Annotated in this window: 23 protein-coding genes and 1 riboswitch; of the genes, 9 read left to right on the top strand and 14 right to left on the bottom strand. The window is 57.8% G+C overall.

Annotated features, from left to right (window positions below; genetic code table 11):
- The first annotated feature begins 39 nt into the window (after positions 1 to 39).
- Both GFB49_RS14575 and GFB49_RS14570 read left to right on the top strand, forming a co-directional pair.
- Positions 40 to 489 carry a thiol-disulfide oxidoreductase DCC family protein gene (locus GFB49_RS14575; protein ID WP_153216655.1) on the top strand — a complete coding sequence of 150 codons (450 nt, stop codon included), beginning with the start codon at positions 40 to 42 and terminating at the stop codon, positions 487 to 489.
- On the top strand, positions 486 to 2,084 hold the full coding sequence (locus tag GFB49_RS14570) for a saccharopine dehydrogenase family protein (RefSeq protein ID WP_153216654.1): 1,599 nt from the start codon (positions 486 to 488) through the stop codon (positions 2,082 to 2,084). The genes GFB49_RS14575 and GFB49_RS14570 overlap by 4 nt, the downstream gene beginning before the upstream one ends.
- Before the next feature lie 36 nt (positions 2,085 to 2,120).
- Here the strand turns inward: GFB49_RS14570 and GFB49_RS14565 are convergent, their stop codons facing one another.
- From GFB49_RS14565 to GFB49_RS14545, 5 genes are all read right to left on the bottom strand, one after another.
- The gene (locus GFB49_RS14565; RefSeq protein ID WP_153216653.1) at positions 2,121 to 3,209 is read right to left on the bottom strand and encodes an ABC transporter ATP-binding protein; all 1,089 of its coding nucleotides are present in this window, start codon (positions 3,207 to 3,209) and stop codon (positions 2,121 to 2,123) included.
- A 4-nt stretch (positions 3,210 to 3,213) separates the two neighbouring features.
- Positions 3,214 to 4,863 (bottom strand): alpha-amylase family glycosyl hydrolase, encoded by a 1,650-nt coding sequence (locus GFB49_RS14560; RefSeq protein ID WP_425505226.1) that lies wholly within the window; start codon positions 4,861 to 4,863, stop codon positions 3,214 to 3,216.
- 19 nt (positions 4,864 to 4,882) lie between these two features.
- Positions 4,883 to 6,031, bottom strand: a complete 1,149-nt coding sequence (locus GFB49_RS14555; protein WP_153216651.1) for a carbohydrate ABC transporter permease — start codon at positions 6,029 to 6,031, stop codon at positions 4,883 to 4,885.
- A 10-nt stretch (positions 6,032 to 6,041) separates the two neighbouring features.
- Positions 6,042 to 7,046 (bottom strand): carbohydrate ABC transporter permease, encoded by a 1,005-nt coding sequence (locus GFB49_RS14550; RefSeq protein ID WP_153216650.1) that lies wholly within the window; start codon positions 7,044 to 7,046, stop codon positions 6,042 to 6,044.
- 68 nt (positions 7,047 to 7,114) lie between these two features.
- Positions 7,115 to 8,473, bottom strand: coding sequence for an ABC transporter substrate-binding protein (locus GFB49_RS14545; protein ID WP_153216649.1), 1,359 nt, complete (start codon positions 8,471 to 8,473; stop codon positions 7,115 to 7,117).
- Between the two features lie 261 nt (positions 8,474 to 8,734).
- On the opposite strand from GFB49_RS14545, the gene GFB49_RS14540 reads away from it, so the two are divergent.
- Positions 8,735 to 9,760 (top strand): LacI family DNA-binding transcriptional regulator, encoded by a 1,026-nt coding sequence (locus GFB49_RS14540; protein WP_153216648.1) that lies wholly within the window; start codon positions 8,735 to 8,737, stop codon positions 9,758 to 9,760.
- The gene (locus GFB49_RS14535) at positions 9,760 to 11,082 is read left to right on the top strand and encodes a GH1 family beta-glucosidase (RefSeq protein WP_153216647.1); all 1,323 of its coding nucleotides are present in this window, start codon (positions 9,760 to 9,762) and stop codon (positions 11,080 to 11,082) included. Before GFB49_RS14540 ends, GFB49_RS14535 begins: the two co-directional genes overlap by 1 nt.
- Before the next feature lie 14 nt (positions 11,083 to 11,096).
- Here the strand turns inward: GFB49_RS14535 and GFB49_RS14530 are convergent, their stop codons facing one another.
- The 3 genes from GFB49_RS14530 to GFB49_RS14520 are packed head-to-tail and all read right to left on the bottom strand — an operon-like array spanning position 11,097 to position 14,118.
- Positions 11,097 to 12,104, bottom strand: coding sequence for an ABC transporter substrate-binding protein (locus tag GFB49_RS14530; RefSeq protein ID WP_153216646.1), 1,008 nt, complete (start codon positions 12,102 to 12,104; stop codon positions 11,097 to 11,099).
- The gene (locus GFB49_RS14525; RefSeq protein WP_153216645.1) at positions 12,083 to 13,456 is read right to left on the bottom strand and encodes a sensor histidine kinase; all 1,374 of its coding nucleotides are present in this window, start codon (positions 13,454 to 13,456) and stop codon (positions 12,083 to 12,085) included. The genes GFB49_RS14530 and GFB49_RS14525 overlap by 22 nt, the downstream gene beginning before the upstream one ends.
- Positions 13,453 to 14,118 carry a response regulator transcription factor gene (locus tag GFB49_RS14520; protein WP_153216644.1) on the bottom strand — a complete coding sequence of 222 codons (666 nt, stop codon included), beginning with the start codon at positions 14,116 to 14,118 and terminating at the stop codon, positions 13,453 to 13,455. Before GFB49_RS14520 ends, GFB49_RS14525 begins: the two co-directional genes overlap by 4 nt.
- A gap of 108 nt (positions 14,119 to 14,226) precedes the next feature.
- On the opposite strand from GFB49_RS14520, the gene GFB49_RS14515 reads away from it, so the two are divergent.
- From GFB49_RS14515 to GFB49_RS14505, 3 genes are all read left to right on the top strand, one after another.
- Entirely contained in the window at positions 14,227 to 15,213 is a 987-nt protein-coding gene (locus GFB49_RS14515) for a Bug family tripartite tricarboxylate transporter substrate binding protein (protein ID WP_153216643.1), read from the top strand.
- Between the two features lie 102 nt (positions 15,214 to 15,315).
- Positions 15,316 to 15,798: a tripartite tricarboxylate transporter TctB family protein gene (locus tag GFB49_RS14510; RefSeq protein WP_153216642.1), complete on the top strand. Its 483-nt coding sequence runs from the start codon at positions 15,316 to 15,318 to the stop codon at positions 15,796 to 15,798.
- Position 15,799: 1 nt separating this feature from the next.
- Entirely contained in the window at positions 15,800 to 17,311 is a 1,512-nt protein-coding gene (locus tag GFB49_RS14505) for a tripartite tricarboxylate transporter permease (RefSeq protein ID WP_153216641.1), read from the top strand.
- 182 nt (positions 17,312 to 17,493) lie between these two features.
- Here GFB49_RS14505 and thiC read toward each other — a convergent pair whose 3' ends face one another.
- The 4 genes from thiC to GFB49_RS14485 all read right to left on the bottom strand — a co-directional run bounded on the left by thiC (position 17,494) and on the right by GFB49_RS14485 (position 22,905).
- Positions 17,494 to 19,302, bottom strand: coding sequence for a phosphomethylpyrimidine synthase ThiC (gene thiC / locus GFB49_RS14500; protein WP_153216640.1), 1,809 nt, complete (start codon positions 19,300 to 19,302; stop codon positions 17,494 to 17,496).
- Positions 19,303 to 19,403: 101 nt separating this feature from the next.
- A riboswitch (TPP riboswitch) is annotated at positions 19,404 to 19,524 on the bottom strand.
- Positions 19,525 to 19,562: 38 nt separating this feature from the next.
- Positions 19,563 to 20,483: a hypothetical protein gene (locus tag GFB49_RS14495; protein ID WP_194269361.1), complete on the bottom strand. Its 921-nt coding sequence runs from the start codon at positions 20,481 to 20,483 to the stop codon at positions 19,563 to 19,565.
- A complete protein-coding gene (locus GFB49_RS14490; protein ID WP_153216638.1) occupies positions 20,458 to 21,879 on the bottom strand; it encodes an MBOAT family O-acyltransferase in 1,422 nt (473 codons plus the stop codon). Before GFB49_RS14490 ends, GFB49_RS14495 begins: the two co-directional genes overlap by 26 nt.
- Before the next feature lie 21 nt (positions 21,880 to 21,900).
- Positions 21,901 to 22,905 (bottom strand): sterol desaturase family protein, encoded by a 1,005-nt coding sequence (locus GFB49_RS14485; protein WP_153216637.1) that lies wholly within the window; start codon positions 22,903 to 22,905, stop codon positions 21,901 to 21,903.
- A 351-nt stretch (positions 22,906 to 23,256) separates the two neighbouring features.
- Between GFB49_RS14485 and GFB49_RS14480 the strand changes: the two genes are divergently transcribed.
- Entirely contained in the window at positions 23,257 to 23,961 is a 705-nt protein-coding gene (locus GFB49_RS14480; RefSeq protein WP_153216636.1) for a hypothetical protein, read from the top strand.
- A 12-nt stretch (positions 23,962 to 23,973) separates the two neighbouring features.
- Here GFB49_RS14480 and GFB49_RS14475 read toward each other — a convergent pair whose 3' ends face one another.
- Positions 23,974 to 24,846, bottom strand: a complete 873-nt coding sequence (locus GFB49_RS14475; protein ID WP_153216635.1) for a glycosyltransferase family 2 protein — start codon at positions 24,844 to 24,846, stop codon at positions 23,974 to 23,976.
- Positions 24,847 to 25,012: 166 nt separating this feature from the next.
- On the bottom strand, positions 25,013 to 25,912 hold the full coding sequence (locus tag GFB49_RS14470) for a LysR family transcriptional regulator (RefSeq protein WP_153216634.1): 900 nt from the start codon (positions 25,910 to 25,912) through the stop codon (positions 25,013 to 25,015).
- Positions 25,913 to 26,048: 136 nt separating this feature from the next.
- On the opposite strand from GFB49_RS14470, the gene GFB49_RS14465 reads away from it, so the two are divergent.
- Entirely contained in the window at positions 26,049 to 26,816 is a 768-nt protein-coding gene (locus GFB49_RS14465) for an SDR family oxidoreductase (protein ID WP_153216633.1), read from the top strand.
- Positions 26,817 to 26,831 lie beyond the last annotated feature (15 nt).

Below are 26,831 nucleotides of genomic sequence, written 5' to 3'. Positions count from 1 at the left end.
ATTGCGATTGCCAAGGCCGCGACCGATAGTGCGCACATTATGTTTGAGCCTTTCTCTTATCAGCGTGATCCGCGCGTTCCTGCATTCGACGACAGCGCTCCGATTGCAGTGATGGACGCCGAATGCGCCCTGTGCAGCTGGGGCGCGCAGATGATCCACAAACTGGATCGCAGCGGCACCGTTCGGATTTGCCCGGTCCAGTCCCCGCTTGGCACTGCGTTGTTGGACCATTACGCGCTGGAACCGCAGGACCCGACAAGCTGGCTGTTTTTGCACAATGGCCGCCCTTTTGTCGATTTTGAAGCAGTGGTTCACGCAGGCCTGTGGTTCGGCGGTTGGGGGCAGCTGGTCGCGATTCTGAAGATTTTCCCCCGGCCCCTGCGCAATTGGCTGTATCGCCGGGTGGCCCGCAATCGGTATGCAGTCTTTGGCCGCGGGGATTACTGCGCCCTCCCCGACCCCGCCTTTCAAAAGCGGCTGCTGCGATGAAGGTTCTGGTGATCGGCGGCGCCGGTGTTTTTGGATCGCGACTGGCGCGACTGTTGGTTCGGGATGGGCACAGCGTCACGCTGGGTGGCCGCAACCTGGCCAAGGCGCAAGAACTGGCCACCGAATTGGATTGCGCCGCAGCTGCGCTGGACCTTGGTGGGGATCTGTCAGGGGTTGCGGAATTCGATGTGGTCGTGGACGCGGCAGGCCCGTATCATGCCTATGGGGATGACCCTTATCGATTGGCCAAAACCGCCATTCGCGCCGGGGTGCATTACCTGGACTTTTCCGACAACGCACCCTTTAGCCAGGGGATCGCCCAGTTGGACCAAGACGCGCGCCGTGCTGGCGTCTGTGTTCTTTCGGGGATGTCCTCGGTTCCCGCACTCTCCTGCGCTGTTGTGCGCTCTCTCATTGGTGATGCCGTCCCGGATCACATCGATGTGGCCATTTTGCCGGGCAACCGCAGCCCGCGCGGCCTGTCGGTTATGGCGTCGATCCTGACGCAGGTTGGGCGGCCGATGCAGGTCTTTCGCGGCGGGCGATGGAGTTCTGTCTTTGGCTGGTCCGAGCCGAAATGTTATGACTTGCCGGGCGGTCTGCAGCGCCAGGGTTGGATCATCGAAGTGCCGGATGTTGCCCTGTTTCCCGATCACTTCGGCGCAAAAACGGTCATTTTCCGCGCTGGGTTAGAGCTTTGGCTGATGCGCTATGGCTTGTGGCTCTTTGGCCTTTTGCGCCGCGCAATCCCCGTGCCCATCACCAATGGGCTGCTGCGTGGTTTCAAACTGGCCGCCGATCTCTTGGCCCCCTTTGGCAGTGATCAGGGTGGCATGTCGGTAACCGTGCGCATGGGCCGCGAGCAGACGTGGTGGCGCCTACGGGTTGAAGCGGGCGATGGGCCGTTTATCCCAACCATTTCCATCCGGGCGCTTTTGCGGCGCAAGACGCTGCCCATCGGCGCAGGCCCCGCATTGGAAAGCATCACCTTGGCCGAGGCTGAAGCCGCCATGTCTGATCTAAATGCCCAAAGCGAACGGGGCAAAGAGCCGCTGCATGCCCTGTTCCCGCGCGTCCTTGGGAAGGATTTTGACGCCCTGCCGCCCCATGTGCGGGCAACGCATGAGACCTATGATATTGGCCGCTGGCAGGGGCAGGCCTCGGTCCGCCGTGGATCCAGCATGTGGAGCAAGGCATTGACCATGCTGTTTCAATTCCCGCCCGCCACAGATCGGATTGCGGTGGAGGTGACCAAAACGGTGACCGCACATGGCGAAACCTGGGAGCGAAATTTTGGCGGCCACCGGTTTCGGTCCCACCTCAAGGCAACACCACAAGGAATGACCGAGCGGTTCGGCCCCTTTACTTTTTGCCTTGGCCTCAAAGTGGAAGAGGGCAGCCTGCATTTCCCAGTGCTCTCTGCCCGCCTAGGGCCTTTGCCGCTTCCCAAATGGCTGCTTCCGGTGTCGATCGCGCGCGAATATGAAGCGGATGATCAGTTCCATTTTGACGTCAAACTTTTGGCGCCAATCACCCACCGCCTCTTGGTGCATTATCGGGGCCAGCTTTCGGAAGCCCCGCCGGATCCGAGATAAGCCCGCCCCGCGCAACAGCGCTGCGAGCCATATGCGTCACCCAAGGCGCAGGGATTGGCCATTGGCGAACAGGTGCACCTTGGTTGGGTTTGCGCCCAGTTTGATTGCCTGCCCACGCAAACCTTTGTGAATGCCCGGCAGTTTGGCGATCAGTTGTTCGCCACCATCGGGGCGGTCCACATAGATCAACGTCACCTCTCCCAAGGCTTCGGTGAAATCCACCGTACCTTGAAACAGCGGGGTGTCGTCGGTCTGTGTCAGATCCTCGGGACGCACGCCCACATTGACCCGCATCCCCAACTGCGAGGCCTGTGTCGTGATCGCAGATACAGCTGTTCCCCCGGCATCCAGCGCGATCCGTGTCATCTGTCCGGTTTCAATGATCTCACCGGGCAACAGGTTCATCGCAGGCGAGCCGATGAACTGCGCCACAAACTCGTTGTCGGGCGTTTCATAGAGCTCAAGCGGGGTGCCGACCTGGGCAATACCTTTGTTGGCCAGAACCACAATCCGGCTGGCCAATGTCATCGCCTCCACCTGATCATGGGTCACATAGATCATGGTGCTGTCGGGCATGCTCTCTTTGAGCCGCGCGATTTCAATCCGCGTGGCCACGCGCAAGGCCGCGTCCAGGTTTGAGAGCGGTTCATCAAACAAATAGACCTTGGGGTCGCGCACGATGGACCGGCCAATGGCCACCCGCTGACGTTGGCCACCTGACAGCGCCTTGGGCAGACGATCAAGATAATCCTCCAGCTGCAGGATCTTGGCCGCGCGGGTGATGGCGGCGTCGATCTCGGCCTTGGGCTTTTTGGCGATCTTCAGGGCAAAGGCCATGTTCTCGCGCACGGTCAGATGCGGATACAGCGCGTAGGATTGGAACACCATTGCAATGCCACGCTGCGCCGGCGGCACGTCGTTCATCACCGCGCCTTCGATCTCCAACGTGCCGCCGGTGATCTTTTCCAGTCCTGCAATCATCCGCAACAAAGTCGACTTGCCACAGCCCGATGGCCCGACAAAGACGATCAACTCGCCCTGCTCGATGTCGAGATTGATGTCACGCAGCACGTCGACAGACCCGCCGTAGGTCTTGGCGACATTTGTCAGCTTCAACTCAGCCATCGGTTTATGCGTCCTTCTTCTGCGCGATAATGAAACCCCAGGGTGCCAGTGCTCCCTGCGGGGCCTGCCCGCCCAAACCGTCCGCGACCGAGATCCAATTGCCTGCAGGCAGCGTGGTGGTTGCAGGCTGGTCGGCAAGGTTCAGAACGCACAAAAGCTCAACCCCGTTGTATTCGCGGATCATGCTGAGCACGGTTCCGCTGGCGTCCATCCATGTGGTCTCTCCCAGGGACAGCGCCGGGTGCGCTTTGCGCAAGGCAATGGCGCGGCGATAGTGGTGCAACAGGGCGTCCGGATCGGCTTCCTGTCGGTCCACAGCCATGGCTGCCTGTGCGGGGCTCACCGGCAGCCAGGTCTTGTCCGCGCCAAAGCCTGCGTTTTCTGACTGCGTTTCCCAGACCATTGGCGTGCGGCAGCCATCGCGGCCTTTGAATTCCGGCCAGAATTCAATGCCATAAGGATCTTGTAGATCTTCAAAGGCAACATCAGCCTCTTCCAGCCCTAGCTCCTCACCTTGATACAGGCAGGCAGAGCCGCGCAGGCACATCATCAGGGCGATATGCGTGCGCAAAGCTGCGTCCGAAAGGGTCCACCGCGAGGCAAAGCGCATTACGTCATGGTTGGAAAAGGCCCAGCAGGCCCAGGCCTCGGGCGCGACCGCATCCAGCCGGTCAAAGACCTGTTTCACATAAGCCGCCGTTAGCGGTTTGCTTTCCAAGAATTCAAAGGCGTAGCACATGTGCATGCGCTTGGAGCCGCTGGTGTATTCGCCCATGATCTCAAGCCCGCGTTGGGCATCGCCGACCTCACCCAGACAAGCGCGATCGTCATATTCGTCACACAGCGCCCGCAGCCGTTCGAGGAACACGAGGTTTTCCGGCTGGTTTTTGGAATACAGGTGATCCTGATAATTATACGGGTTCACCGACGGCGCGATAGAGGCGTTGCGTGCATCCGCGCTGAGGACGGGGTTGCTGCGCAGTTGGGCGTCATGGAAGTAGAAGTTGATGGTGTCCAGACGGAAGCCATCGACGCCCAGGTCAAGCCAGAAGCGCGCCACATCCAGAAGCGCGTCCTGCACGTCAGGACAGTGAAAGTTCAAATCCGGCTGCGTTGTCAGGAAGTTGTGCAGGTAATACTGCTCCCGCCGCGTGTCCCATTGCCAGGCGGAGCCACCAAAGATCGACAGCCAGTTGTTCGGCGGCGTGCCGTCGGGTTGCGCATCGGCCCAAACGTACCAATCCGATTTCTCATTGTCCCGGCTGGCGCGGCTGGCGGCAAACCACGGGTGTTGGTCCGAACTGTGGGACAACACCAGATCAATCATCACCCGCAGGCCCAGATTATGGGCGGTTTTCAACAGTTCGGCAAAATCATCCAATGTGCCGAACATCGGGTCCACATCGCGGTAATCGCTGACGTCATAGCCGAAATCCTTCATCGGGGATTTGAAAAACGGCGAAATCCAGATCGCATCGACGCCAAGGGAGGCAATGTAAGGCAACCGCTGAGTGATGCCCGGCAAGTCACCAATGCCATCTCCGTTGCTGTCTTGAAAAGAACGTGGGTAGATCTGATAGATCACGCCGCCTTTCCACCAGTTTGGATCGGTTGCGCGGACTACGGTTTGTTCGGGTTGAGTTTGCATGTTCATCAGGCACCTTGACCTATGTTTATTTCACGGAGCCAGCCAAGAGGCCGCGCACCAGATAACGTTGCATTGCAAAGAAGACCGCCAGCGGCACGGCAATGGACACAAAGGCCGCGGTGGCGAGGATCTCCCAATTGCCACCACGGGTGCCCAGCATCTCGACGATGCGGGCGGTCATAACGGTGGTCTGACCGGTGGAGTCGATGAGGAAGACTTTGGCCACCAGAAGGTCGTTCCAGGTCCACAGGAACTGGAAGATCGCAAAAGACGCCAAAGCCGGAAAGCTGAGGGGCAGGATCAGCTTGGTGAAGATCTGGAACTCACTTGCGCCATCGACGCGGGCGTTTTCAATCAAATCGCGCGGAAGCCCTGCCATGTAGTTGCGCAAAAGGTAGATCGCCAGCGGCATGCCAAAGCCGGTATGGGCCAGCCAGACGCCCAGATACCCTTTGCCGATGCCAATGTTCAGATGCAGTTTCAACAAGGGGATCAGCGCCAACTGCAACGGCACCACCAAAAGCCCGACAATCACCGCAATCAGCAGCGCACGGCCCGGAAACTCCATCCAGGCCAGGGCGTAGGCGGCAAAGGCTGCCACAAGGATCGGGATGATCGTGGCTGGGATGGTCACGGTCAGCGTGTTTACAAAGGCCTCGCCCATGCCTTCGCCCTGCCCTGCCGTAAACAGCAGCTTGTTATAGTTCTCAAGCGTGAATTCAGGGGGGACCACAGCGGTGATAAAGACGCGTTGGCCGCGCTTGCCGCTGAAGGGTTCGGTGTGTTCCATCCGGTAGCTGCCATCGGGTGACAGCGTCAGCGTGCCGCCTTTGCGCAGCTCTGCTGTATCACCCGGCGTGAAGGCGTCAACCGCACGGGAGCTAACCCCCCAGACTCGCATATCCAACGCCTCTCCCCCATCAAACAGGTTGCCCTGGATCACATAAAGCCCGTCCTCCTGAACTTGCGTGTCTGGTGCAGCGGTGCGAAAGGTCAGGTTCTGTTCAGACGCGCCAAGTGCGCGCCACCAGCCCGAGGCCGCGATCTGGTCGCCGGTGCGAAACGACGACACAAACAGGCCGACGGTTGGAAACAGCCACAAGGCAACCAGGGCCGCGACCGAAATATGTACGATCCACGTGAGCGAGGATCGTTGTCCTGCAATATTGTCCATGGTTGCCTCCTCAGCGCATCTCGCGGCGCGCATTGCGCACGTTCCAGACCAGGATCGGCGTGACCAAAAGCATAATCACCATGGCAGCCGCCGACCCCACGCCCCAGTCATTGGCGCGAAACATCTTGTCGTACATGTAATTGGCCAGAACCTGCGTCTCCCACTGGCCGTTGGTCATGGCAAAGACGATGTCAAACACCTTGAGCACGGTGATGGTGATCGTCGTCCAGACCACAAGGATGGTGTTTTGGATCTGCGGCACCTTGATCCGGAAAAAGATCTGGAACGGGTTGGCGCCATCCACAATCGCGGCCTCAATGGTTTCTTCGGGGATGCCACGCAAGGCGGCCGACAGGATCACCATGGCAAAGCCGGTTTGGATCCAGATCAGCACCGCCATCAGAAAGAAGTTGTTCCAAAACGGCAGCGTCAGCCAGGTTTGCGGACCGTCACCGGACATCCAAACATAAAGCGCGTTTAAAATGCCGATCTGATCGCTGCCTTCGGGGCGTGCGTCATAGACCAGTTTCCAGATCACCGATGCGCCCACAAATGAGATTGCCATTGGCATAAATATCAAAGACTTGGCAATGTTGCCCCAGGCAATCCGATCGGTGAGCTGCGCCACCATAAGCCCCAGCGCGGTGGACACCGCGGGCACCACAATCAGCCACAGCATATTGTTGCGCATGGCTTCCCAGAACTTGGCCTCGCTCAGCATCTGCGCGTAATTGTCAAACCCTGCCCATACATATCCGCCGCCCTGTACCCGGTCCATCAGCGACAGACGCAGCGTCTCAACCACGGGATAGGCAAGATACAGGCTGATACCAAGTAGCGCCGGCAGCAAGAATAGCCACGGGCGGACCAAATTGGCGCGGTTGATGTTGCGCCCTGCATTGGGGCCGCGTGCGGGCCAGATGGAATCTAGTATGAGGTTTGAGAGGAAAAAATATCCAACACAGCCCGCCACCCCCGTTGCGATGGTGATCAGGCCAAGGATGACCGGGTTCATGATAAGCTCCTAGTCGGAAAAAGGCCCCGCCTGCTGCGGCAGGGCCTTTGTGAGTGGTTGGGTGGCAATTACTTCAATGCGTCCCAGCTGGACTGGATTTCGGCGGCCACTTCGGCAGCGGGTTTGCCGCCGGTGTAGTCGACCATACCGGTCCAAAAGGTCCCGGCACCCACGCCGCCCGGCATCAGGTCTGACCCATCAAATCGGAAGGTTGTCGCGCCTTTCAGGATCTCACCCAAACCGCGCAGAGTGTCGTCCTTGTAGGCGTCCATGTTGACACCATCATGCGGGGTCAAAAATCCGGTCTGCGCCATCATAACTTCATGGACGATGGGCTGCTGGAAGAACTCCATTAAGGCGGTGGTGGCGTCCGAAGGCGTGGTGATCGCCATCAAGGTGCCGCCGCCCAGAACCGGGTTGCCCAGATCTTTTTCGGCAAAGCTTGGCAGATAGAAGAAATCGGTATCTACGCCAAATTCCAGATCTTCGGGAAAGAAGGCCGGCACAAAGGAAGCCTGGCGGTGCATGTAGCACTGCGGCGGAGAGGTGAACAGACCTTTGGGGCTGTCACGGAAGTCAGTGGAGGCAACCGCGCCTGCGCCACCTGCAACCTTGGCATCATCCAGCGCGAACCAGCCAAATTCATCAATGGCTGCCAGAACGCGGGGATCGTCAAAGGGGATCTCGTTTGTGACCCATTGGTCATAGACGTCGGGGGATTGGGTGCGCAGCATCATGTCTTCGACCCAATCGGTCGCTGGCCAGCCGGTTGCCGCACCAGATCCCAGGCCAATGCACCACGGCACCTCGCCATCGGCGACGATCTGATCTGTCAGGGCTTTCAGCTCTTCCATCGAGGTGGGCACATCATAGCCCGCGTCGTCAAAGTTTTCGGGGCTGTACCAGACCAGCGATTTGACGTTCACGTTGAAAAAGAACCCGTACATCTGCGGTGTGCCATTGGCGTCTGCAAAGGTGCCAAGATCCACCCAAGACTGTCCGGCTGCATAATTGTCACGCACCCAATCGCCCATGCCTTCGGGCATCGGGGACAGCTGATCGTTGCTGGCCATCAATGAGGCCAATCCGGGTTGTGGATAGATGGCGATATTGGGGGCAGAGCCCGCTTCGGCATCGATCAGGATCTGCTGCTCAAAACTGTCAGAGCCCGTATAGATCACATCCGCGCCGGTGGCCTGTTCAAAATACGCCAATCCATTTTCAAAGAAGCCCCATTCCGGCTGCATCCACGGGCCCGCAACGGTGATCGTCTGCCCCGAGAGATCCGGCGCATCCTTGGCCCAGGCCGCGTAGCCGTCCCAGTCAAAAGGCCCTTCACCCGGTTTGAATGTCAGATGGTCATCTGCAAAAGCGGCGCTGGCACAAATGGCAATAGCGGCCGCGCTCGTCATGAGCGTCGATTTCATTGTTTCCTCCCTAAAGTTGGACCCCGTGGCCCTACAGCTCCGCAGTGCTTCACCCGTTTTCAAAGCGCTTTGGATTAACCTTATCAATCCGAACTCCACCTTTGGTGTCAACGTAAATCAACCAAAGTGCTTTTAATTATTGTTTTTAAATGAATTAATTTTCAGGCGTTGAAAATCATTGACTTGCTCGAATTTCGCCCGCAAACAATTTACAGCCTTTCTTTCAAAACGCTTTGGGGGATTTCCCCCAGACAGGACGACATGAATCTCAAAGAACTCTCTGAATTGCTTGGCCTTTCTCAAACCACGGTGAGCCGTGCGCTGAACGGCTATCCAGAAGTGAGTGAGAAGACCCGGATTCGAGTCGTTGCCGCCGCCCGTGAACACAATTACAGCCCCAACAGCCGCGCCACCGGATTGGCCACAGGGCGCGCAATGGTGATCGGACATGTGATCCCCCTGTCCGCTCGGCATGAGATCGTGAACCCGGTTTTTGGCGATTTTGTTGCCGGCGCTTTGCAGACCTATTCGCAGAACAATTATGACCTGATGTTCGCTCATGCGATCGATGGCGGTGAGGCTGAAATTTACAAATCCCTGTACAATCGACGGGTTGTTGATGGGGTTGTGCTGCAGGGGCCAAATGTCACCGAACCGCGGATCAAGGATCTGCGTGACCTTGGGATCCCATTTGTTGTGCACGGCCGTTCCAGCCACGAGCATGGGCCCTATAACTGGGTTGATGTGGACAACACCCGGTCATTCCGCCGGGCCGCTGAATTTCTGATCGATCTTGGCCATCGCCGGATCGCTTTGATCAACGGGCTTGAGGATATGGATTTTGCCTGGCGCCGCCGCACCGGATACCTTGAGGCGCTGACTGCGGCAGGCATAGAGGTCAATCCGGACTTTATGTTTTCGGAGGAGATGACCGAGGTCGCAGGCCATCACGCCGCCCGCGACATGCTGCGGATGGAGACACCGCCCACCGCCTTTATGGTGTCCTCCATGATTTCCGCCATTGGCGTGCGGCGCGCAATTGAAGAGGCCGGATTGAAAATGGCCCGCGATGTGTCCGTGATCGCCCATGATGATGACCTGTCCTATCTGAAAAACGGCCAGGACGTGCCGATCTTTACCGCCACACGATCATCGGTTCGGCAGGCGGGTGTGATCGCCGCCGGTATCCTGATTGACCAGATCAACAACCCTCAGCTTGAGGCTCAGACACGCATGTTGGAGGCCGAACTTGTCGTCGGGCGCTCCACAGGCCCAGGACCCGACTAATGGATTTTAAACGCTCAGACTTTCCACAAGGTTTTGATTTTGGAGTCGCGACTTCCTCGTATCAGATCGAGGGGCACCAATTTGGCGGCGCAGGTTCCACCCATTGGGACAGTTTTGCTGCAACGCCCGGCAATGTGGTGCGTGCGGAAAATGGCGATCGTGCCTGTGATCATTACCACCGGTTTGCAGATGATCTGGATCTGGTGGCCGCCGCAGGCTTTGATTGTTACCGGTTTTCCACCAGCTGGGCCCGCGTGCTGCCCGAAGGGCGCGGTGCCATCAATCAGGACGGGCTGGATTATTATGACCGGCTGACCGACGCCATGCTAGAGCGCGGGATCAAACCCTGTGTGACCCTTTATCATTGGGAAATGCCCTCGGCCCTGGCGGATCTGGGCGGCTGGCGCAACCGGGATGTGGCCCAATGGTTTGCCGAGTTTACGCAGATCATTATGGGGCGGATTGGGGACCGGATGCATTCGATTGCAACCATCAATGAGCCCTGGTGCGTCAGCTGGCTCAGCCATTTTGAAGGCGCCCACGCACCCGGTCTGCGCGACATTCGGGCAACCGCACGGGCCATGCATCATGTGTTGCTGGCACATGGCACCGCAACGCAGGCCATGCGGGCGATGGGCCTTTCAAACCTGGGCGCAGTGTTCAATCTGGAATGGGCCACCCCAGCCGATGACAGTGCGGCGGCCCATCATGCGGCAGCGGTTCAAGACGCAATTTACAACCGGTTTTTCATGGGCGGCGTCTTCCAAAAGGCCTATCCAGAACTGGCTCTGGAAGGGTTAGAGCCGCATCTGCCAACAGGCTGGCAAGATGATTTTGCCACCATCGGTGCACCCGTCGATTGGTGTGGGATCAATTATTACACCCGCTCCCTCCTTGCACCCGCAGATGGTCCGTGGCCGCACAGTCAACTGGTGCCCGGCCCGCTGCCAAAGACACAGATGGAGTGGGAGATATATCCGCAGGGTCTTTATGACTTCCTTATGCGGGCGGCCCAAGAATACACTGGCTCTCTGCCACTTTATGTCACCGAAAACGGGATGGCCAATGCGGATATAGTCCATGCGGGGGCGGCCGCCGATGATGTTCGTATTGATTATATCAATCAACATGTTGCGGCCGTAAAGCAGGCAATTGGAGACGGTGTTCCAATTGCCGGATATTTCCTGTGGTCCCTGCTCGACAACTATGAATGGGCCTTGGGGTATGAAAAACGGTTTGGGCTGGTGCATGTGGATTTTGACACGCTTGCCCGGACGCCCAAGGGCTCGTTTCACGCCCTGACACAGGCCTTGCGCTCATAGACAGCCCGCGACCCCTATTGAATAATCGCGCTTTCCCATTCCAGGGTGAAGGCTTTGCGGGACAGGCGATCCAGATAGATCATCAGCGAGGGTTCCAACGGGACCACCTTTTGCAGCTCTCGCCCGGCTTCGCTTTCCAGCGGCGGGAGTTGCAGCCTGTCAACGGGCTCCCGGCTTTCAGCGGCTTCCAGCAGATGCGCCACAAAGCTTTCGGCCAGCTTGGGGCGACTGGTGTTGCGGGTTACAAAAATCGTACGCATCATCGTGGTGGCGAAATCCTCAGGCACGATGACTTGGATGCGGGGATCCGCCAGCGCCTGTGTCGCCGCATAGCTGCCCAAAACATTATAAGCGACCAAAACGTCGCCCTTGGCCACAGCTGTGATCATCTCACCGGAGCAGCAGTAAAGCCGCGTGCCAAGGTTGCCGATCACCTCGGTAAAACGCCAAAAGGTTTCCGACGCGCGCGCGTCCTGGGTGGCAAAGAAGTAACCGAGACCAGATCGGCGGATGTCATAGGTCGCGATCTTGTCGCGAAACAAATCAGGTTCTGCCCGAAACAATGAAATCAGCTCTTGGCGGGTGCGCGGCAATCCAAGATCTTTGAACGCAGCGGTGTTGACCACAATGGCCGCCGGTTCTGCCGAAAACCCAAACAGGCTTTGCCGCCACTGCATCCAATCGGGCCGTTCAATGGTTCTGAGCGGTTTTGCAAAGCCGTCGTTGGTCAGTTTGACCTGCAGATCCATCGCGCTGGAAATCACCACGTCATAGGCATCGGGATCCTTGCGGATGATGTCATTTATGTCGGCGGTGCCCGTGACCAGATATTCGATTTGGGCCCCATCGACGGTGCGCACAAAGTCAGACAGCACCGTGTCCAGATAGACCACATCCGTGCTGGACAAGACCCGCAGAACCTGTTGCGCGTTTGACGGGCCAAACAGTTTCCTGTCTTCCCAGTCTTGGGCCTGGACAAGATTGGCCGCGGCCAGAAATATCAAAAGGATAATGTTGCGCATGCGCCGCCCTCCTTGCGATTGGTCAGGATCAGCGTCCCGCCATGCGCCACCGCCACGTCTTGCGCGATGGTCAGGCCCAGGCCCGAGCCGATCGTTTCTGCCGCGTTAGAGCCCCGTGTGAACCGGGTTGACAGATCGGGGATCTCATCCTGCGGAAATCCGGGGCCGCTGTCCTGCACGCGGATGTTGGCTGGGTCATCTGACACGATGATCTGGATCACGCTTTCAGCCGGGGCGTATTTCAGCGCATTGTCCACAAGGTTGCGCAGCGCATTCTGCAACAAGATGGCATCGCCTTCGATCCAGACCTGTTGCGTTGCTGAGAGGTCCAGATCCACGTCTTTCATATCCGCAAGCGGGCGCATGGCGCGGATCAGATCGCCGGTGACCTCGGCCAGATCCAGTTTGGACCGTCGCAAATGGTCCGCACGAAAGGTGATCATCGCGTGATCCAACAGTTGCCCCGCCGCGCGGGAGCTTTCGTCGATGGCCCGCACCATGGCCCGCAGCGCTTGTCGGTTTTCCAGTTTGTCCACCCGTTGCAAAGTTGTCTCCGCATAAGAGCGCACCGTGGCTAGCGGTGTGCGCACCCGGTGGGCGGCTTCGGCAATGAACTCTTCGGATTGATCCAACGAATGGGCCAAACGCCGCATAAAGCTGTTGAGCGATCCCACAAGCGGCGCCATTTCCGCAGGCACCGGTGCAGCAACCGGGCGCAAGTCTTCGGGACCGCGCCGTTGAACCGAGGCCGCCAGACGTGTCAGCGGCGCGATGGTGGCATAGGTCAGCCACAACGACAGCAACGTCATCAGGGCAAAGAAGCCAAACCCCAGCAGGCCCGCGTTGCGTGAAATTCGGTTCAACACGCCTGCAAGGCTTTGCTGGCCCTGTGCAACGCTCACGGTCAATGTGGTCTGCCCATTGGCTCCGACCAGACGCCGGGATCCGGTTGCAATCCGCAGGTCGGACCCGTCATAGCGACCGGCGTAAAACTTCATCTGCCCGTTGGGTGTTTCCGTAAACACCATATGCTCATACCCGGACAGGAACCTCCCATCCTGATGAATCGCATAGAAAAACCGATCATCCGCCTGGGTCGACAGGATCGAAAAAGCGGAATACGGGAGTTCAACTGACAGCGCCTCATTGCGAATGGCGGCTGCGTCCAGAATGGAGGTCACCGACGCGCTGAGGATCCGATCCTGTGTCGATTGTGCGATCTGCGCCGCATAGGTGCGCACCACCAGATAGAGGATCACCGCCAGCACCAGCGCGCCACCGATTAAGGAGATCATCAGCGTATTGCGCAAAGACCCCGCGATATTGACCTTGTCGCCGTTTTGATCGTTCATTTCACATCCAGCCTGTATCCCAGCCCGCGCAGGGTGGTGATGGTCACATTGGACCCGTCCAGATGTTTCCGCAGCCGCCCGATATAGACCTCGATCGCGTTTTCGGACACGTCGTCGTCAAAGGAGAACAGCCGGTCAAACAGCTTTTGTTTTGAGAAGATCTGGTTAGGGGCATTGATCAACAGTTCAAACAATCTAAGTTCGCGATTGCGCAGTTTGACGGGCGTGCCCTGCACCAGAACTTGCCCTGCGACCGGATCAAAGCGAACGTCGCCGATTGTGATCACCGGTTGTGAGGATCCGTGGTTGCGGCGCAACACAGCGCGGCAGCGCGCCTGCAATTCCGCGTGGTCAAACGGTTTGGTCATGTAGTCATCTGCCCCCAAATCCAGCAGGCTGATTCTGTCAGAAACCTCGGATCTGGCCGTCAAGACAATCACCGGAGTGTTGCGATTTCGGGCCCGGTGATGTTCCAGAAAGCTGCGGCCATCGCCGTCTGGCAGCATAATATCCAACAGGATCAGATCATATTCCCCAGTGTCTGAGAATAGTTTCGCGTCTTCTATTTTCTCTGCGTGATCAATGACATGACCGTCCATCTTTATGCGGGAAATCACCGCATTGGCCAGTTCAACATTATCTTCGACCAAGAGAAATTTCATTTACACGATGCCTCTTTTTTTGGCGCGACAGGTTTGTGACAGGTTCACGTGAACACTGGTGCCTCGATTGTGTCGCCAAGCGACCAGTTGTCAAATGGGAGGAAAATTATGACAACGTTCAAACTGGGCCGCCGCGCCCTGATGGCTACGGCTATTGCAACGCTCAGCTTTGGTGCGCCTGCTTTTGCGGGTGGCGAAAAAGTCCTCGACAGCATCCACTTTCTGATCCCCGGCGGCGCCGGTGGTGGCTGGGATGGCACCGCACGTGGCACCGGTGAAGCGCTGACCGGTTCGGGTCTGGTGGGGACCGCATCTTACGAAAACATGTCCGGCGGCGGTGGCGGCAAGGCGATCGGTTACCTGATCGAAAACGCCGACAGCAACCACGGCACGCTGATGGTGAACTCCACGCCAATTGTCATCCGGTCCCTGACCGGTGTGTTCCCACATAACTTCCGCGACCTGACGTTGGTGTCCGGCACCATCGGCGATTATGCGGCGATGGTGGTAGGCAAAGACAGCCCGATCAATTCAATGGCGGATCTGCTGGCCGCCTATGACGCGAACCCATCTAAAACCGCAATTGGCGGTGGGTCGGTTCCTGGGGGTATGGATCACCTGGTTGCGGCGATGGTGATGGAAGCAGCGGGTAAGGATGCCTTGGGGGTCAAATACATCCCCTATGACGCAGGTGGCAAAGCCATGGCGGCGCTGTTGTCGGGCGAGATTGCAGCGCTTTCGACCGGTTTTTCCGAGGCCGTGGACCTTGCCGCAGCAGGTGAGGTGAAAATCATTGGCGTGACCTCAGACGACCGTGTTGATGCGGCACCAGACGCAATGACCATGAAAGAACAAGGGATCGACACCAGCTTTGTGAACTGGCGCGGTTTCTTTGCGGCACCGGGTCTGCCGGAGGACAAGCTGGCAACCTATCAGGATGCGATTGCCAAAATGTATGACACGCCAGAATGGGAAGCCGTGCGCGCCCGCAACGGTTGGGTCAACATCCACAACTCGGGCGATGACTTCAAATCCTTCCTCGAAGACCAAGAGCAAGTGATCTTCCGTCTCATGTCCAAGCTCGGCTTCATTTAAAAACACGCGTTCGGGTGTCACTCACACGAGAAACCTGAACAGACTATGACCTTGGGCGGGGGGCCTAACTCCCGCCCATTCTTTTTCAGAGGGGAGAGGGAAATGGCACTTGATCGCTGGATCGCCCTTGTGCTGCTGGGGGTCTGCCTAGCCTACGGATATGCGGCCTGGTTCGCCATGGACGCAAACCTTGCACCATTCATGAGACGCGCACCAATCTGGCCGAGCACCTTTCCCAAGGTGTTGTCGATCCTCGGCATCCTTGCGTCCGTGATCATTCTGCTGGGCCTTGAAAAAGGTGAGGCCAAGATCGGCGATATCGATTACCGCCGTCTGGGTGATTACCACATCGGCCAGGCGCTGCTGCTGCTGGGCCTCATGGTTGCCTATGCATTGTGTCTGCGCCCCATGGGATTTTTGTTTTCTACGATCGCCTTTCTGATGCTGGGCTCCGCCATTTTGGGAGAGCGGCGCTGGATCATCATGGCCGTCGTCGCCGCCATTGCCACCTTTGTGGTCTGGTATCTGGTGCAACAGGTTCTGGGTATCTACTTGCGCCCCGTGCCCTGGTTCATAGGAGGTTGATATGCTCGAAGGACTTTTGATCGGGCTGCAAACGGCCCTCTCGATTCAGAACCTGTTGATGGTCATCGCAGGCTGTCTGATCGGCACATTTATCGGCATGTTGCCGGGCTTGGGTCCGATGTCGATCATTGCCATTATGATCCCGGTTGCGATCTCCATGGGGGATCCGTCGGCTGCGCTGATCCTTCTGGCTGGCGTCTACTATGGCGCGATCTTTGGCGGATCGACCTCATCCATTCTGCTCAATGCGCCGGGGGTTGCGGGCACGGTGGCCAGCAGTTTTGACGGTTATCCGATGGCGCGACAAGGCAAGGCCGGCAAGGCGCTGACCGTGGCGGCCATCGCCAGTTTCGCGGGTGGCACCATTGGCGCGATCCTGTTGATGATCTTTGCGCCCGCACTGTCGTCCGTCGCGCTTCTGTTCCACTCTTCCGAGTATTTTGCGCTGATGGTGGTGGGGCTTTCGGCCATTGCGGCCTTTGCTGGCACGGGCCAAGTCGCCAAGGCGCTGTTGATGACGCTTCTGGGTTTGATCATGGCCACCGTGGGCGAAGGGGCGCTGTTTAATATGCCGCGCTTTACTATGGGTGTGATGGATCTGCAGTCCGGCTTTGGCTTTATCACCCTTGCCATGGCAATGTTCGCTCTGCCCGAGGCGCTGTTTCTGGTTCTGAAAAAGAAAGAGATGGGCGGCGACAGTGGTGAAATCTCCGATCTGCGTATCACTCGGGCCGAGGCGAAATCCATCGCGCCGGTGATCGGGCGGCAGTCGCTTCAAGGGTTTTTCATCGGAGTGCTGCCCGGCGCAGGCGCAACCATTGCCAGCTTCCTTGGCTATGCGGTGGAACGCAATATCGCCACCAAGGAAGAGCAAGATGAATTTGGCAAAGGATCCATCAAAGGGCTCGCTGCGCCAGAAACCGCCAATAATGCGGCCTGTACCGGGTCATTTGTGCCGCTGTTGACCCTGGGTATTCCGGGGTCGGGCACCACGGCGATCCTCTTGGGCGCACTGATTGCGCTGAATGTCACGCCAGGACCACGGTTGATGATTGATGAACCCCAGGTGTTCTGGGCGGTGATCATGTCGATGTTTATCGGCAATCTGGTGCTGCTGATCCTGAACTTGCCGTTGATCCCCTACATCGCCAAGGTGCTTTCGGTTCCGCGTAACTATCTGATCCCGTTTATTTTGTTCTTTACCCTGATGGGGGCTTACATCGGCCAGAACAATGCGACGGAACTGCTGTTGCTGGTTGGCTTTGGCGTCTGTGCCACCGCGCTGCGCTTTGCTGATTACCCGCTGGCACCGTTGCTGATCGGCTTTATCCTGGGCGGCATGATGGAGGATAATTTCGCCCGCTCCATGCAGCTTTATGATGGGGTGGCTTTCATCTGGGAACGTCCGATGACACTGGCCTTGTTGGTCTTGGCGGCGCTGCTGGTTGCATTGCCCAGCTACCGCGCGCGCCGTGCACGCCTGCGGGCCGCGGGTGTGGCTGACGGGGACTAAGACAATCGCTGAACCCAACGGAGTTTCAGCGAAACGCCCCAACAATCCGGGTCGCGCTTTCATCAGGCGCGGCCCTATTCTCTTTCTGGCACTACCCTTTTTTGCGCCCGGGCAAAGACGTTTGGCAAATCTCCGCGCCAAACGCCGATTTGCTCAGTTAGGGTCGCGCGCGTTATAGGCCCTTATGTTGAGCGCTTTGGGGTGCTTTGAACCGGCACATATAATTCACCGCCTTCTTGGAATTTAGCTGCCATGGCCTCCATCCCCTCTTTCTGAGCTTCGGCCCTAATGTCATGGCTGATCCGCATTGAACAGAATTTGGGACCACACATGGAACAGAAATGCGCGACCTTATGGGCCTGTTTGGGCAAAGTCTGGTCGTGAAATTCCCGCGCGGTGTCAGGGTCCAGAGACAGGTTGAACTGATCTTCCCAGCGGAACTCAAACCGGGCCCGGCTCAACGCGTCATCGCGGCGTTGCGCCCCTGGTAGCCCTTTGGCCAGATCCGCCGCATGCGCCGCAATTTTATAGGTGATCACACCGGTTTTAACATCATCGCGATCCGGCAAGCCCAGATGTTCCTTGGGCGTCACATAGCACAGCATCGCGCAGCCAAACCAACCGATCATCGCCGCACCAATGCCGCTGGTGATATGATCATACCCGGGTGCAATATCCGTGGTCAGCGGCCCCAAGGTGTAAAACGGCGCTTCATGGCAGCACTCCAGCTGTTTTTCCATGTTCTCTTTGATCTTATGCATAGCCACGTGGCCCGGCCCTTCGATCATGACCTGACAGTCCTTGCGCCAGGCGATTTGCGTCAACTCGCCCAAAGTCTCCAGCTCTGCAAATTGCGCGTCGTCATTGGCGTCCGCGATGGACCCCGGCCGCAACCCATCGCCCAGGCTGAAGGCCACATCATATTGGCGGCAGATGTCACAGATCTCTTCGAAATGCTCATACAGGAAGCTTTCCTTGTGATGATGCAGACACCATTTGGCCATGATCGACCCCCCACGCGAGACGATGCCCGTGACCCGCTTGACGGTCATTGGCACCATATGCAGCCGCACACCTGCGTGAATGGTAAAGTAATCAACGCCCTGTTCCGCCTGTTCAATCAGCGTGTCGCGAAACACCTCCCAGGTCAGATCTTCAGCGATGCCGTTGACCTTTTCCAACGCTTGATACAGCGGCACGGTCCCAATTGGCACCGGGCTGTTGCGAATGATCCATTCGCGAGTGTTGTGGATGTTGCGCCCCGTAGACAGGTCCATCACCGTATCCGCCCCCCAGCGGATCGCCCAAACCAGCTTGTCCACTTCCTCTTCCATCGAAGAGGTCACCGCTGATGTTCCCATATTGGCGTTGATTTTCACAAGGAAATTACGGCCGATGATCATCGGCTCGGATTCCGGGTGGTTGATGTTGTTAGGGATGATTGCACGTCCAGCTGCAATCTCTGACCGCACAAATTCTGGCGTTACATAATCGGGGATGCTGGCCCCAAAGTCATTACCGTCGCGGTGGCAGGGCGTGGTTTCCCGAAGCTGGTTTTCCCGGATCGCGACAAACTCCATTTCCGGGGTAATGACCCCTGCCCGCGCATAAGCCAATTGGGTCGGAGCGCTGCCTGGTTTGCCCCGCAGAGGCTTGGGGCGCACCGGAAACTCAACCGTCAGCTTGTCGCCCTCCACAAATCCATTGTCGGCAGCTGTAACCTCTCGCCCCTCATAGCGTTCGACATCGCCGCGCGCCTGGATCCAACTGGCCCGCAAAGGGACCAATCCCTGTGCAATATCCGTCTGCACATCAGGGTCCGTATAGGGGCCTGAACTGTCATAGACAGGCAATGGCGCTTCACCTGCGGTGGGATGGGTTGCAATTTCGCGCATAGGTACGCGAATGTCAGGATGCAGTTCCCCTGCAACATAGATCTTGCGCGATGCGGGCAATGCGCCCGTGGTGATCTTAGGATTGGGTACGTTCAACGTGGCGCTCCTCAAGCACTTGCTTCAAAACGACCAAATGCGCACGGAAAGCAGGTGGAGGCGGCACACACCATCCAAATTGGACGCACCACCACAAACGAGGCCTTGCGTCCCTTGCTTCCTACGCCAGTGTCAACTGGGTCAGGTTCAAAGGGTCGCGTCACCGGGTTTCCACCCAATCAGCCTCTCAGTCCCTTAGGCGGGACTCCCCTGCATCTTTGATCGTTAAAGTAGCAAAGCTGGATTGTAAAGCAGTGCGCTCAGCTGGGGCGTTCACCGAAACAAGCGCTCAGCAATTGATCCATAAAGGCCGCGGCCCCTTGGGCGTTCAGGTGATCGGAATCGCGAAACAGGCTTTGATCCGTTACGGTCGATCGCGCATCTACATAACGGCTGCCGTTGCGCAGGGCGGTACCCTGAAAGAAGTCGATCATTGGTTGATGCGCCGCACCAACCGCGTCCCGATAGGCGCGGGTCACCGGGTAGCTGACCATGCAGACCTCAGCGCCTTGTTCAGTCAGTGACGTCACCATCCCGGCATAGGCCTGTTGCGCAAGTTGCACGCGCTCATCCGCGCCGATCTGATGCACAATGGCCCTTTTTCGGGCCTCCAGTATCTGCGCACGGGGGCTGAGAGCGGCAAAATCACCGGGGGACAGCAGCGCACCGTCTGCGGTTTGCACAACCTTGCTATCCAGTTTGAAACCGCTTTCGACAAAGCGCGTCCAATACCCGGGCAAACGCGCGCGATGACGGGGGTCCGCGAGATACAGCAACCGGGGCGACGGATCAGAATAGGCCTCGAATTGCCGACGCAGGCGATAACTGGCAAAGAAATGCGGATCAGCCTGCAGGATCACCCGCCCGGGCGTGCGGTCGGCGAAATACATCTGTGTTTTCCACGCCATATGGGCAATGCCTTCAGACGGGAACGCCAAATTCACAAACCCCTGCCCGGCGGCAAAACCACGGGCGGTGTGGCTGTCGCCAAAGGCGGCATCCGGCGTGTCGACACTCTCCAATATCGATCGGTGCTGGGCAAAGCTGTCCTGGGGCAGGACCTGTGACCGGATCAGAAGCTCACTGGCCAGCCCAACCGTCAGCAGGGTCACCACAAAGCTCATCAGGGCCCAGACGGGTGCACGTTTTGCGCTTTCAGAACTGGAAATAGATGAAAGCATGGCTACCGTTTGCATATAGATGTGACAGGGACAGCGCAGCGAGGAGGCCGCTGATGGCATACCAATTGGGCCCTTTGGCCAGGGTCGGCTGCGCGGTCAGTTTACGCGTGATTTCGCTTGAGTTTGGCGCGAAGAAGGCGATCAGCGCCGCCAGTGCGAGGCTCTCCAAAAGTGGGTTGAGATCGGCAAACACCACCACCGACAGGCTGTGCACATCCGTCGCCCCAAAGAGTGCGCTTAACACCGCCTGGGCCTGCGCAAAATTCTCAGCGCGAAAGAACACCCAGGCCATCAGAACAGCGATAAAAGTCAGGCCAAAGCTGACGACAACCGGTAGTTTCGGCATCTGATTGGCGCGCCAGGCATGCGCCACCGTCAGAAAGGCCCCGTGCAGCCCGCCCCAGATCACAAATTGCCACCCGGCCCCATGCCAAAGCCCGCCCAAAAGCATGACAATCCAAAGGTTTCGATACCGGCGCAGATTGCCCTGCCGGTTGCCGCCGAGCGGCAGATAGAGGTAGTCGCGCAGAAAGGTCGACAGCGTAATATGCCAGCGCCGCCAGAACTCGATAATATCCGTCGATTTATAGGGTGAGTTGAAGTTGACTGGCAGTTTGAGCCCAAACAAGAGACCCAAGCCCAAGGCCATGTCCGCATAGCCCGAGAAATCAAAATAGATCTGGAAGGTGTAACACAACATGCCCAGCCAGGCTTCGGTCAGGCTCAGATCCACGCCCAGCGATTGGGCCAGAAACATCTCATCCGCGCCATGGCCCAGAGTGTCAGCGATCAGGATTTTCTTGGCCAGACCAATGGAAAACAGAACGATGCCGCCCGCGATATCTTCGGCGCGAAACTGCGCAAACCGCGGTTGGGACAGCTGCGGGATCATATCCTTGTGGTGGACAATGGGACCGGCGATCAGCTGCGGGAAGAACGCGATGAAAAACAGGTATTCCAGAACATCGCCGGGCTTGGTCTTGCCCTGATGGATATCGACCAAATAGGCGATCTGCTGAAACGTGAAAAACGAGATGCCAAGCGGCAAGATTACGTCCGGAAGGCCTAATCCACTGCCTGCCAGCACCTGAGCAATCTCGTCAAAGAAACCCGCGTATTTGTACCAAGCCAGCAATCCCAGGTTCAGCGCAACTCCCATTCCGGTCATCAGCCGTGATGGCGCGGCGGCGATCCGTTTGGCCAGCAGGAAGTTCACCGCCACCGAGCCCAGAAGCAAAACGACAAATGGCGGGTGATACCAGCCATAAAACACCAGTGAGCCCAGAACCAAGATCGCCAACGCGCCGCGCGGCCCCGACAGGTTGCGCATCGCAAAGGTCGCGATCAGAACCAGCGGCAGAAACCCAAGAAAAAATGGCAAAGACGCAAATAGCATGGTGCAACGACCCCCGGCGGATCAATCCGCCTGCACGGGCTTGCGACGTGGGCTTTTGCGCAGACGCCGCCAGATCTTGACCACAGGCATGACATAGACGCCCCACAGGGACTGGAATTGCGCCATGTCGCGCTCTTCGATCCCAAACTCGACCCGTTCATCTTTCTTGGGCAGGTAAAGCGTGCCAAACAACATGTCCCAGAACGAAAAGATATGCCCGAAGTTGGTGTCAAAATGTTCTGGCGACTTGCTGTGGTGCACTTGGTGTTGCGCCGGAGAAATGAAGATCCTGTTCCAGAAATCGCCATAGCTGATCCAGACATGGGTGTGGCGCAGATTATAGCCCGCCACGCGCCAGACCCAAATGCCCGCAAGCGTGCCAAAGATGGTGATCGGCATCGGGTTTTGGCCAAAGGCAAAGACCCACACAGCCACTCCGGTTCCGGTCACCGCCGCGCTGACCAGTGAACCAAACACAGCTTCGATCGGGTGGCGCCGCATGGCGGTAATGGGGGTCATGACCTCGGCCGAGTGGTGCACCTTGTGCAGCTCCCACAGGATCGGAACCCGGTGTTTCAGGTAATGCGCCCAGGATGCGCCAAAATCCCACAACAGAACCAGAAAGGCGGAATAAAAGATGCGCCCCCAAAGCCCCATCTCGACGTCGCCAGGTTCAAGGCCAAGCAGATGGGTCAACGCCAGCAGGATTTCCGCCACCAGGGCCGGGCTAAAGATAACGGTTGCTGTCATCCAGAAAAGAGCGCCCTGATTGATCAGGAACACCCAATAATCCATCTTGGCAGAGCCATGCAGAAAGACATTGCGGGGAAACAGCAAGCCCAGAATACGGCGCGGTCCCGGCACTTCGCCGGTGCGTTTGCGTAGGCGCACGGCGATCACGATAAAGGCGATCAGAAACGCAATCAGAAGCGGCCCGGCGCTCAGGAAATGGCCTGCTTTGAACAACACGCCCCCTGTGTTGCTCCACATCTTTGCGAGTGTGCCTTGAATCAGTTCCCAATCCATGTCTGCCTACCTTCCCAATATGCCCCCTTTCATTTCTGGTTTCGCTTTGGGGCGACAATAGGGCGCAATCAGAGCGATTACCGGTCACTTGCGAAACTATGGCTTGAATTGCCGGCGTTGTTCCGGGTCACGGGCGACAATCACCGCTGTTGTATTGTGCCGTACGTGAAGGCATGCACAGGGTTGCGTTTTGCAACGACGAGTGAGATCAGCCCAAAACGCTAGTCGGCATACGGAAATTCGCCTACGTATGCGAGGTGCTGCACGTATTGGCCAACAACCCGCTTGCGGCAGTCAATTGAATTTGGGGCCCGAACTTTGGAACAAACAACCCTCCTGCGATGCCACCGCATGACGCAAACACACAGGATCAACCGGTTCCAAGTCTTGGGGGAACGCAATTCCGGCACAAATGCGCTGCGGCTGTCGATCAAACGCAATCTGGACATTGCGCCGTCTGATCTGTTGGGGTGGAAGCACGGCAGTTCAGCCCCGCTTGCGGTCCCTGGTGATATGTTGGTGGTCGTGGCTGTACGAAATGTGTTTGATTGGGCACGGTCCATGCATGCAAAGCCCTGGCACGCAACCGCCGCGCTGCAAGGTTTGGCGTTTTCCGAATTTCTGCGCGCGCCCTGGGAGACCTGCGTGGATCGCGCGCGCTACTTTGGTCTGGATACAAAAGACCTGCGTCTTGGCATGCCGTTGCAACCTGATCGCCATCCCATCACGGGCGCGGTTTTTGCAAATATCCTCCAGATGCGAAACGTCAAGACGGCTGTGTGGCTTGGGCTGGCAGCCCGGGACTGCAATGTCGCGGTGCTGCGGCTGGAAGATTTTCAAGCGAGCCCCGAAGGGATCCTGGAACAGCTGGCGCAGGGGTTTCAACTGCAACGTCGCGGGCCTTACCAGCCGATCACCCGTCGGCTTGGTGCGCGGTTCAAGCCAAGCATCCCACAGCGCCCTGCAACGCCGTCCGAAATCTCGGATGAAGATCGGCGCTTTATCCTCTCGCAATTGGATCAAATGCAAGAGGCGGCTTTGGGCTATCACTACTGAGGAAACGACACCTTAGACCACGCCAAAGAAGCGATCCGGCACTGTCTGCAATACGTCCGAGATATCGCGTTCAAAACAATACAGATCGCCGCTGCCCTCCCGCGGTCCCCAACTTTCAGTAAGATGGGCAATATTGTCGTCAAAGTCGAAACCGCCCGTGACGGGTTTCTTGGCGATCTTCTCATAGGGCAGCGGCCCCTGGTCAACAGGGCGCCAATCGCGCGAAATCGGCCCTTTGTTGTGACCCAGTTTTGACATTTGCTCTTGTCTGCGGACCAGCGTGTCCAAATACAATCCGGCATCCACATACCGCATGTGAAACAGATACAGGTTTCGAAACAGCTTGAACGTCGGGTCATCGGCAAAATGCCCGCCACGGGACAGTTTGACGGCGTGATTAAAGATACAGGGTTTTGAGTAGGCCGAGGTAAACCGCGCATAACGTCGTGGCCCCAACATGGGCCCGTTTGCGATCGAGTCCAACTCCAGTTCCTGTTTGTGAACCACTTCCAACCCGACAGGCGTAATCGTCAGCTTGCCCCGTCGCTTGCCCAGAAAATCATCCAGTCCCAATCCCGTCTTAGGATCCACCACCACAAATTCGTCTACATCCGTCACGATGACAAAGTCGAAATAGTGGCGCAAACCCGCAGCCAACCCATTCAAAAGCCGCCAGCGATACATGTCAAAGTTTTCGTCAAACTCATCAGGGATGCTGATCAGGTTACACCCCTGTGCCAGATCGGCCACTTCAGGATTGCCGCCGTGGTTCACCACATATAAGGCGGTTCGGCCAAATATACTGGAATAATACTGAACCCAGCGTTCCAAAAAAAACAGGTCGTCACGCACCATGGTGACAACACAGGCTGTCTTCTTGTTCAAAATCCGTAATCCTATGCTTTGAAAGCGTTTTAAATCTGTGGGACTGGAAAAAAATTCGAAAAAATACTGTTATAAAAATAACAGGCCATTGCAGAACCCTCAACCATGAGGGGTTAACTTATGGCTATGCACATCCTTCACGTTTGAGTGACTCAACGGTTTTGGATCACCGGCCTTTTTGCTTCAGGTGATCGATAAAAACCCGCAAGCGCGCGGGAACATAGTCGCGCGACACATAGAGGATCCACGCCGCGCTGTTGAACTGACCGGCGCTGACGGTGTGATGCGGAAACAAGTCGATCAACGCACCCGACCTGAGATCCGCGTCAATGGTCCAATCCGCAAGGAGCGCAACCCCCAGATGGCACAGCGCCGCGCGGCGAAGCGCCAAAGCGTTTGAGATTGTCATCACTGCCCGTGGCGCTGCGGGAACAACAGGCCCACCTGCCCGCGCGCGAAACGACCAATTGTTTTGAAAGGCAGGCAAGTCAAACAACAGACCATCGTGGTGTTGCAGATCCGCTGGGGTTTGGGGACGTCCCGCCCGCGCCAGATACTGGGGAGACGCCACAACCCGATAGCTGGTGTCGAACAGTTTGGCTGCCACCATGGCCCCCCGTTCCGGCGGAGGTCCAAGGCGAAGCGCCAGATCAATGCCTTCGCCCGACAGATCCATCACCCTGTCCGTAAGGCGTAGTTCGAGCTCTATCTGCGGGTATTTGGCCCGAAACTCTGTGAGTTTGGGCACAAGCCATCGCTCGCCAAAGGCCACCGAGGCTGTGACGCGCAGTCGCCCTGATGGTTCGCTCATCGCCTCTCGCGCGGCGTCGGCGGCTTCGTCAATCGCGTCCAGGGCCGCAGTCACACGGTCCAGGTAAATCCGCCCGGCCTCGGTTAGGGTCAATCGCCGGGTTGTGCGCTCAAACACGCGGATGCCAAGCGCTTGTTCCAACGCCGCGACCTGACGCGAGATCGAAGAGGGGTCAACACCAGTGACCCGCGCCGCCGCGGCAAAGGATCCCTCCCGCGCGACGCGCAGCGTGGTGCGAATAAGTTGGTCATCCATAGGTGGCCTCATTCATGCAGATCTCGCACGACAGAGTTTCACGGCGGCTCCTTTTTCGCAAGTGACGCATGAAATAATCTACGGCTGAGAACAGCAACCCGGTCCACAGCCCGGACCGCACACAAAGGAAACATTTATGACCTACCCCATCGACCTGAGCGGTAAGACCGCCCTGATCACCGGAGCCAGCCGCGGGATTGGCGCGGCCACAGCACGCCACCTTGCCACTTTGGGCGCAAATGTGGTGCTGGCCGCCCGCAGCGCCGACACGGTAAAAGCCATTGCAGCAGAGATTGGCCCACAGGCGCTTGGCCTTGGGTGTGATGTCGCTGATTGGCATCAGGCCGAGGCGGCCGTGGCCCAGACCCAAGAGCGCTTTGGCAGCCTAGATATCGTGCTGAACAACGCGGGCCTGATCGACCCAATCGCACGCATTCAGGACGCCGATCCCGTTGCTTGGGGGCAGGTTGTCGATGTCAACGTCAAGGGGGCGTTTCACATCCTGCGCGCTGCAGTCCCGGTCATGATTGCACAACAGGCCGGTCTGGTGATCAATGTCTCGTCAGGTGCGGCCACGTCGGCGCTTGAGGGGTGGTCACATTACTGCGCGACCAAAGCCGCGCTCCTGAGCCTGACCCGAACAGCGCACAAGGAGCTTGGCCCCAAAGGTGTGAACATCATTGGCCTCAGCCCTGGAACAGTTGCCACCGACATGCAACGGGCCATCAAATCCTCGGGCATCAACCCCGTCAGCCAATTGGATTGGGAGGCGCATATCCCAGCGGATTGGGTGGCGCAGGCCGTTGCCTGGCTGACCACAGACGCCGCGCGCGCCTATGATGGGACGGATTTCTCATTAAAAACCGACGAAGGGCGCAAAGCGGTTGGTTTGCCACTGACCTAAGACAACCGCACAAGG

The sequence above is a fragment of the Tritonibacter litoralis genome, from assembly GCF_009496005.1.
Classification (GTDB): Bacteria; Pseudomonadota; Alphaproteobacteria; order Rhodobacterales; family Rhodobacteraceae; genus Epibacterium; species Epibacterium litoralis.
This window is presented reverse-complemented; position numbering and strand designations above follow the sequence as displayed.